This window comes from uncultured Arenimonas sp., from assembly GCF_963976025.1.
Taxonomy (GTDB): Bacteria; Pseudomonadota; Gammaproteobacteria; order Xanthomonadales; family Xanthomonadaceae; genus Arenimonas.
Genome location: NZ_CAXBJS010000118.1, coordinates 1 through 8304 on the forward strand (window position 1 = coordinate 1; position 8304 = coordinate 8304).

Below are 8304 nucleotides of genomic sequence, written 5' to 3' on the forward strand. Positions count from 1 at the left end.
GCGCGGCGGCCCTGCCCCGGCTTGCGCCGGCTGGAGAAGATGATCACCGCGAACAAGACCAGGGCCGCGACGGCAATGGCGATGCGCAGCAGCGCGGTGTCGCTGAGTCCTTCGAACATGGTCCCCTCCCTGTGTCCTTGTCCGTGGGCGGCAAGCGCCGCCCTGCGGAATGATGCACCAATTATCGGCGGCGGTCAGGCCGCGCCGACCAGGCGCGCTGCTTCGGCCAGGTCCACCGACACCAGGCGGCTGACGCCCGGCTCGCGCATGGTGACGCCCGAAAGCTGCTTGGCCGCCTCCATGGTCGCCTTGTTGTGGGTGACGAACAGGAACTGCACCTTTTCGCTCATCTCGGTGACCATGGACGAGAAACGGCCGACGTTGGCCTCGTCCAGCGGCGCGTCCACCTCGTCGAGCAGGCAGAACGGCGCCGGGTTGAGCCGGAAGATCGCGAACACCAGCGCCACCGCGGTGAGCGCCTTTTCGCCGCCGGAAAGCAGCGAAATGTTCGACACGCGCTTGCCCGGCGGGCGCGCCATGATCGACACGCCGGTGTCGAGCAGGTCTTCGCCGGTGAGTTCGAGGTAGGCGTGGCCGCCGCCGAACAGGCGCGGATAGAGTTCCTGCACGCCGGTATTGACCCGGTCGAAGGTTTCCTTGAAACGGCCGCGGGTCTCGCGGTCAATCTTGCGGATGGCTTCTTCCAGGGTTTCCAGCGCCGAGGTGAGGTCGGCGTCCTGGGCGTCGAGGTAGGTCTTGCGCTCGCTCTGTTCGCCATATTCCTGGATGGCGGCCAGGTTGACCGGCTCGAGCCGGCGCATCTTGGCGTCGATGTCGGCCAGCGACTTGCGCCAGACCTCGACGTCGGCCTGTTCCGGAAGCGCCGCCACCACCTCGTCCAGCGACAGGCCGGCTTCGGCCACGGCTTCGGAAAGCTGGCTGGCGCGCAGCTGCAGGGCCTGGTGTTCGAGCTTCTTCTGCGAAATCGCCTCGCGCTGGGCCAGCGACTGCTGGTCGCGCTGCTGGCGGACCTGTTCGTATTTGCGCATCTCGGCTTCGATGCCGTCCAGGGCCGATCGTGCCGCGCCCAGGGCCTTGTCGGCCACCACGCGCTGGTCCAGGGCGGCCTGGCGCTGGCCTTCGAGCGCCACCACCGGCGCGTCGCCCTCGGCGAGCTGGGCCTGCAGTTCGTTCAGGCGCACTTCGAGCTGGGCCTTCTGGCTGCCCATGCGCGCCAGCGACTGGCTGAGCGCGACCACGCGGGCGCGCTGGGACTCGAGCGTCAGCGCCAGCTGGTGCGCGGCATCGCGGGCTTCACGGGCGCTGTTGCGGGCGCTGTCGCGCTGCTCGCCAAGGCTGCGGCGCTGGCTGTCGAGCGCCTGGCGTTCGGTTTCCAGGTCGCCCATTTTGGCCACGGCCTGTTCCAGGCGCGCACGCGCTTCGCGGGCATTGGCCTGGGATTCTTCCAGCGTGGTCGCCAGGCTGGCCAGTTCGGCGTCGATGCGCGCGACGCGGGCCTGGGCCGATTCAAGCCGGCCCTGCTGGCCCTGCAACTGGCCGGCGAGTTCGGACACGCCGCGGTGCGCCATGTAAAGCGCACGCTGCGCGTCCTCGCGGTGCTGTTCGGCCTCGAGCAGCTTGTCGCGCATGGCGGTCAGGCCGTCGTTGAGTGCCTGTTCCTTTTTCGCCAGCGCGTCGATGTCGGCGCGCAGGGTCTGGATTTCGCGTTCGCGGGCCAGTGCGCCCTGCTGGGCTTCGCCGCTGCGCAGCACGCGCAGCCAGCCCTGGCCCAGCCATTCGCCGGCGCGGGTGATCGCCGAGGAGGCGCCGCCGAAATCAATGCCGGCCGCGTCGCCGGCGCTGTCGATGGCCAGCACGTCCGCCAGCAGGCGGCGCACGGCATCGGGGCCCTGCACCTTCGCGGCCAGCGAACCGGCCGGGGCCTGGAAATCGCCGGTGCCGCCGGATACCAGGGCCACGCGTCCCTGGGACAGTCCGGTGATCGCGTCGAGGAATTCACGCGGCGCGTCCACGGTCACGGCCTCAAGCAGGCTGCCGAGCACGGTTTCGACGGCGGTCTCCCAGCCCGGTTCCACCTGCAGGGCTTCGCCCAGGCGCGCCTGGCCGTCCAGGCCCTGGGCCTTGAGCCAATCGAGCGCGACGTTTTTTTCCTGGCCCAGCGCCGCATGCTGCAGTGCCTCGAGCGACGACAGGCGACCGCGCGCGGCCTGCGCCTGCTTGCGTACGTCGGCAAGTTCGGACTGCTGCTGGCGCTGCTGGTCCTGCAGGCCGGCCAGGGCCGTCTTGCGCTGTTCGAGCTGTTCGCCCAGGCCATCGAGGCCGGCTTTTTGCTGGTCGTGGTCGGCGGTCAGCTGGGCCAGGCTGGTCGAGATGGCGCTGGTGTCCAGGCCGCTGCGCTCGCCGGACAGGGTTTCGCGGCGGCGGCCGGCGTCCAGGGCCTGCTTTTCCAGGTATTCGATCTTGGTGCGTTCGACCTCGGCCCAGCGCGCGGCTTCGGACTGCGCCTTGGCGTAGGTGTCCCAGCGCTGCTGCCAGTCGTGCAGGGCGGCTTCGGCGGCCTTCAGTGCTTCCTGGCGACCGGAGTCGTCGCCACGCAGGCTCTCGAGCTTCGGTTCGGCGGCGGCGATGGCGTTGTGCAGTTCGGCCAGCTGGCGTTCGTCGCCGCTGATGTGTTCGCCGACCTGGGCAAAGGCGGCGTCGGCTTCGGTACGGGCGGTTTCCAGGCGCTGGCGCAGTTCCTTCTGGTGCTGGATCTGCTGCTCGATGCGGGCCAGTTCGCCGCCGATGCGGTAGACCTCGGCCTGGGCCTTGCCCAGGGCTTCGCTGGCCTCGCCGTGCTGGCTGCGGCAGGCCTCGATCTGGGCCTCGGCCTGGCGCTGGTCGGCAAGCAGGGCCTGGAGCTTGATCTCGTCCTGGGTCAGGGCTTCGTTGAGCGCCTTGAGGTCACCGTCGAAACGGCGGAATTCCAGCGCCTTGAGCTGGGCGTCCTTGTTCAGTCGCTCGGCCTGCAGGGCCTGGTACTGCTCGGCGGCGCGGGCCTGGCGCTTGAGGTGTTCGAGCTGCTTGTCGACTTCCTCGCGCAGGTCGCTCAGGCGGTCGAGGTTTTCCCGGGTGCCCTTGATGCGCGATTCGGTTTCCTTGCGGCGCTCCTTGTACTTGGAGATGCCGGCGGCTTCTTCCAGGTACACGCGCAGGTCTTCGGGCTTGGCCTCGATGATCTGGCTGATCATGCCCTGCTCAATGATCGAATAACTGCGCGGGCCCAGGCCGGTTCCCAGGAACAGGTCGGTGATGTCGCGGCGACGGCAGCGCGCGCCGTTGAGGTAGTAGTTGGACTGGCCGTCGCGGCTGACCAGGCGCTTGACCGAGATTTCGGCGTAGCGCGCGAATTCGCCGCCGATGGTGCCTTCGGTGTTGTCGAAGATCAGTTCGACCTGCGCCTGGCTGACCGGCTTGCGCGAGGACGAACCCGAGAAGATGACGTCGGTGAGCGAATCGCCGCGCAGGCGGCTGGCCGAGCTTTCGCCCATGACCCAGCGCACCGCATCGATGATGTTGGACTTGCCGCAACCATTGGGACCGACCACGCCGGTCATGTTGGTCGGCAGGTGCAGCACCGTGGGATCGACGAAGGACTTGAAGCCGGACAGCTTTATCGTGGAAAGGCGCATTGATCGGGGTTCTCAGTCGACCGGACGAACCGGCCGGCCACGGGGCGTTGTGGGCGCCCCGCCGCAGGGTCCAGGGGAAGTCCACGAACCGGTCCGCTGCCCACGCCAAGATGTTGATTTCATTGGCAGAGCGCGGTCCCCGGTGCGCGGCCGAAGGGCAGTATAACAGCGCCCCGGCAGGGCCCGGCGATCCCCGGGCCTCAGGCTTCGTCGGGCGTGCGGGCCTGGATGGACAGGGCGTGGATGTCGCTCTGCATCAGCGGCCCCAGCGCCGCGTAGACCTTGCGGTGCCGGGCCAGCGGGGCCAGGCCGGCGAAGGCGCGGCTGACGATGCTGACCTTGAAATGGCCGCGGCCGTCGCGGGCACCGGCGTGGCCGGCATGGCGGTGGCTGTCGTCGACCACGTCCAGCGAATCCGGCGCCAGGGCCGACTCGAGCATGGCGCGGATGGCGGCCGGGCGTTCTTCGCGGGGCAGGCTCATGGCAGCACCTGCCGGAACGGCCAGACATCGACCTGGCTGTAGACGCCCGCTTCGAGATAGGGATCGGCCTCGGCCCAGGCGCGGGCAGCGGCGAGATCGGCGAATTCGGCCACGACCAGGCTGCCGGTGAAACCGGCGGGACCCGGGTCTTCGGCGTCGATGGCGGGCAGCGGCCCGGCCAGCTTGAGCCGGCCTTCGGCGGCCAGCGCCTGCAGCCTGGCCAGATGCGCGGGCCGCGCTGCCTGGCGCGCGGCCAGGGCATTGGCCCGGTCAGTGCCTTTTATGGCGTACCACATCGGACCCCCCGGTTCCGACCCTGTTGGCCGGCATTATGGCCGAATCCCGTGGCGCGGCGCGAACAGGCGCCGAAGCGGCGACAATGGCCCACGCCTTCCCCACGGAGACGGCCCCGCCGTGCTCGACGATTTCATCCAGCTGGCACAGATACCCGACCCCGCGCCGATCGCCGCGCTCTACCGGCGAACCTGGGGCACGGAGCCGCCGGATTTCGAATTCCACGCGGTGGCCTCGCACAGGCGCCCGGACGCCAGCCTGCAGCCGATTTCCTACCTGCACCTTTGGCTGCGCGAAGACACCTGCCTGCTCGGCGGCGCCTGCACCGACGGCGCGGCGATAGCCGCGATGCCCGCCGACCAGCGCGAACGCCTGCGCGCCGCCGGCGGCGCGATGCTGCAGGTCACGCGCTTCGCGATCGACCTCTACGGCGACCGCTGCGAGGGTTTTTTCGGCCACTGCGGCGACAACCGGTCCTGGGCGGTGCTGGCGCGCGCCGGGTTCGAACCCACCGCGTTCCCCAACCGCATCGCGCACTGGCACCGGCCGCTGCCGGAGGCGCGCAAGCGCGAACTGGTGCAACGCGTGCTGGGTTTCGGGACCTTCTGAGACCTCAGGCCAGGCCGGCCAGCAGGGCTTCGAACTGCTCCGGCGACGACCAGTGCAGGCCGCAGACATAACGTGGCAGGTTCCAGGGATCGCTGCCCGGCCCCACCGCCCCGCCCTGCGTGCCGAAGGCCGCCTGCAGGCCGAGGCCGGCGCCGTGGCGCGGGAACCACTCGTGCACCAGGAAATCCGGCGCATGGCCATAGGGATACGCGAACAGCGGGCAGGCGCCCGGCCCCAGCCGCGCCGCAAGGTAATCGACGGCCTGGCGGATTTCATACGCCGCGCGTTGATCACTATCGACGACGAAAAAATCGCCGCGCGGCATGCCGCCCGGGCCGGCCTCGGCCATGACCGGGTGGTTATGGTCCCAGCTGTGGTTGCCGATGCCGATGCGGCCACCGGCCAGCGCCGGCGCCCACCAGTCTTCGCCCATCCAGCCCAGGCCGTGCAGGCAGTCGCGGTCCATGCGCGCGCGCGCATCGGGCGAGGCGATGACAAAGCAGGTCAGGTGCGCGTCCGGCTGCGCGGCCTGTGCTTCAAGCAGGCCCAGGAACGACCGCTGCCGGCCCTGCCCCGGATAATCGACGTCGCGCACGTCGAGCACGGTGCCGTCGTCGCAGCTCAGCGCCAGGCAGCGGGTCAGGTCGCGATCGGCAAGGCCCAGGCGCTGCTCGACCACCCACTGCAGCGGCACGATCCGCCAGCCCAGGCGCGTGGCCGTCGCCAGGTCGCTGGCGAAGGCGACGTGGTCATTGCCGGCGTAAGCCGGCCCGCCCACGGTGCTGGCGTGGTAGGTCAGCACGGGCACCTGCCAGTCGCGGCCGCTCATGGCAGGTGCATGCCCTTGTAGCGGGTGTTGTGCGGCTCGCGGATCTCGGCTTCCGGGCGCGTGGTCGTGTAGTAGTACATCGCGATCGACCGTCGCCAGACGCCTTCGGGCGTGGCCAGCGGCGCCGGGTGGCCGTGGAAGGTATCGCTGCGGGTATTGAAGATGACGGCCCGGTTGAACACGGGCGCGATCGATTTCACCCGGCGCGCGGCATCGGTGGACCACAGTTCAAGATCGCCGCCCCAGGCCGGGTCCCAGTGATCGTTGAAGTACAGCAGCAGGTTGATGCGCCGGTGCGCCTGCAGGCCCGGGTGCCAGTTGAAGTCGGCATGCACGCCCAGGTGGCCGCCGCGCCCGACCAGGTGCACACCACCGCCGAGCAGGTGCGGGTCGGGCAGCAGGTGCTCGATGCCGGTCAGCGCCTCGAGGAAACGCAGCATCGGTCCGGCGTTGAGCTCATGCAGGGCGCGGCAGACGGTTTCAGGCAGCACGTCTTCGCGCGAACTCGCCAGCTTCATCTCGAAACCCTCGGCCGCGTAACGATCCCAGGGCAGCCCGCTGTCGGCGGAAGGGATGGCGGCCGCCAGCGCGGCGGCCGCATCGGTCCTGAGGAAGTCATCGATCACCACGTGCGGAAAGGGATCCGCCTCGCGGTAGCTGGCGTTTTCACGCGCCGCCACCGCCAACAGGTTTGCCGGGTCGTAGATGAATTGCATGCGGTAGCGCTTGCCGCCTCGGTCCTGGCGATGACGCGAGAGTATCGCGCAAAGTTCCTCAGGGCGTGGCGGCCGTCGAATCCGCAGCCCGCCCGGAACCGATGGTCCGGTCGAGCATGCCCAGCACCCGGTTGGCCCAGTCGAGCTGGTTGGCCTTGTCGAAGTAGCCATGGCCCTCTTCGCCATAGATCTTCATCTCGACCGGCACGCCGGCACCGTGCAGGGCCCGGCGCATGCTGCGGGTGTGGTGCGGCGGCGCGGTGCGGTCGTCGCCGCCGGCGCCGAGCAGCACCGGCACGCGAATCGCGCGCGCCAGGCTGGGCGGCGAGATGCTGGCGAGGTCGCTGCTGCCCAGGACCTCGTCCATGTAGGTGCGTGAGAACCGGCTGCCGACGGATTCTTCCCGGTAAAGCTGGGGCATGTCGTAGACCCCGACGTTGCCGATGCCACAAGCGTAAAGATCAGGTTCGCGGATAAGGCCCATCATCGACGCGTAGGCGCCATAGCTGGAACCATAGAGGCAGATCCGGCCCGGCGCGGCGATTCCTTGGGCGATCGTCCAGCGCGTGGCGTCGGTCAGGTCGTCCTGCATCCTTCCGCCCCACTGGCGATGGCCCGCTTCGCGGAACGCCTTGCCGTAGTTGCCCGAGCCGCGGAAGTTGACCTTGAGCACGGCATAACCGCGACTTGCCAGCAGCTGCACCTCGGAATCGAAGCCCCAGCGGTCGAAAACGCCGATCGGGCCGCCATGGGGCATCACCACCAGCGGGCCGGGCGTGCCGGCCGGCCGGTCCCGGGGCACGGTGAGGAAGCCTTCGATCTCCAGGCCGTCCCGCGCCTTGAAGCGCACGACCTGCGTCGGCGACATCTGCCGGGGATCCAGGCGCTCGCTGCGCGCGGCCACGAAGTGCGCCTTGCCGTTGGCGTGGTCGACCAGGTAGTACTCACCCGGGTCAAGGTCCGAGGACACCTGGTACACGCCCAGCTCGCCGTCGAGCGCGTAGGACGTGGGATAGACGTAGGCGTTCGGGAAGGCCTTGGCCAGCTTCTTGAGTTCGAGGGCATGGCGATCGTCGGGCGCCACGAATTCCAGCTTCGGCTTTCCGTCCAGGTACACCACGGCGATGACGCCGCCGTGCACCGGCGAGGTAAGCGTATCGAAGGCGTCCACCCGCGGGTTGCGCAGCAGAGGCCGCGTCTCGAGCGTCGCCAGGTCCATTTCCAGGAACTCATCGGTGCCGGTGCGGCGTTCGGCCATCAGGTAGGCGCGGGAATTGTCGGCCGAGAAACCGACGATGTACTGGGCCTCGTCACCGGCGTTTTCGTTGTTGGTTTCCTGCCACTCGCCGGCGCCGTCGAGCACCCAGAGGCGGGGATACATTTCGTTGTTCATGTAACCGCGCACGCCGCGGACCTGCGCGGCGTTGTCGAGGTAATAGGTCGAATTGGCGTGTGCCGGCCAGCTGACCTTCTGCGCCTTGATCTTGCCGGTACGCAGGTCGACCCGGCCGACGCCGTAGCGGCGCGACGAGCCGAGCGACACCAGGATGTGGTGTTCGTCATCTTCGAGCCGGTCGATCAGCCACATCGGCTCGTGCTTGTTGACGGCGCGCGGATTGCCGTCGACGTCGACCATGTACAGGAAGGGATTGGAAACCGGGTGGTCGAGCGGGCCGTGGCGG

Annotated in this window: 7 protein-coding genes; 1 reads left to right on the plus strand and 6 read right to left on the minus strand. The window is 69.1% G+C overall.

Going from position 1 to position 8304, the window contains the following annotated elements; genetic code table 11:
• Positions 1–194 precede the first annotated feature (194 nt).
• The 3 genes from smc to AACZ35_RS09895 all read right to left on the minus strand — a co-directional run bounded on the left by smc (position 195) and on the right by AACZ35_RS09895 (position 4470).
• Positions 195–3692 carry a chromosome segregation protein SMC gene (gene smc / locus AACZ35_RS09885; RefSeq protein WP_339828654.1) on the minus strand — a complete coding sequence of 1166 codons (3498 nt, stop codon included), beginning with the start codon at positions 3690–3692 and terminating at the stop codon, positions 195–197.
• 200 nt (positions 3693–3892) lie between these two features.
• Positions 3893–4174 carry a BolA family protein gene (locus tag AACZ35_RS09890; RefSeq protein ID WP_339828656.1) on the minus strand — a complete coding sequence of 94 codons (282 nt, stop codon included), beginning with the start codon at positions 4172–4174 and terminating at the stop codon, positions 3893–3895.
• On the minus strand, positions 4171–4470 hold the full coding sequence (locus AACZ35_RS09895; RefSeq protein WP_339828658.1) for a YciI family protein: 300 nt from the start codon (positions 4468–4470) through the stop codon (positions 4171–4173). Before AACZ35_RS09895 ends, AACZ35_RS09890 begins: the two co-directional genes overlap by 4 nt.
• Before the next feature lie 118 nt (positions 4471–4588).
• On the opposite strand from AACZ35_RS09895, the gene AACZ35_RS09900 reads away from it, so the two are divergent.
• A complete protein-coding gene (locus AACZ35_RS09900; protein WP_339828660.1) occupies positions 4589–5077 on the plus strand; it encodes a hypothetical protein in 489 nt (162 codons plus the stop codon).
• Between the two features lie 4 nt (positions 5078–5081).
• Here AACZ35_RS09900 and AACZ35_RS09905 read toward each other — a convergent pair whose 3' ends face one another.
• From AACZ35_RS09905 to AACZ35_RS09915, 3 genes are all read right to left on the minus strand, one after another.
• On the minus strand, positions 5082–5906 hold the full coding sequence (locus tag AACZ35_RS09905) for a polysaccharide deacetylase family protein (protein ID WP_339828662.1): 825 nt from the start codon (positions 5904–5906) through the stop codon (positions 5082–5084).
• The gene (locus tag AACZ35_RS09910) at positions 5903–6622 is read right to left on the minus strand and encodes a 2OG-Fe(II) oxygenase (protein ID WP_339828664.1); all 720 of its coding nucleotides are present in this window, start codon (positions 6620–6622) and stop codon (positions 5903–5905) included. Before AACZ35_RS09910 ends, AACZ35_RS09905 begins: the two co-directional genes overlap by 4 nt.
• Positions 6623–6680: 58 nt before the next feature.
• A partial coding sequence (locus AACZ35_RS09915) for a prolyl oligopeptidase family serine peptidase (RefSeq protein ID WP_339828666.1) occupies positions 6681–8304 on the minus strand: 1624 nt, incomplete at its 5' end.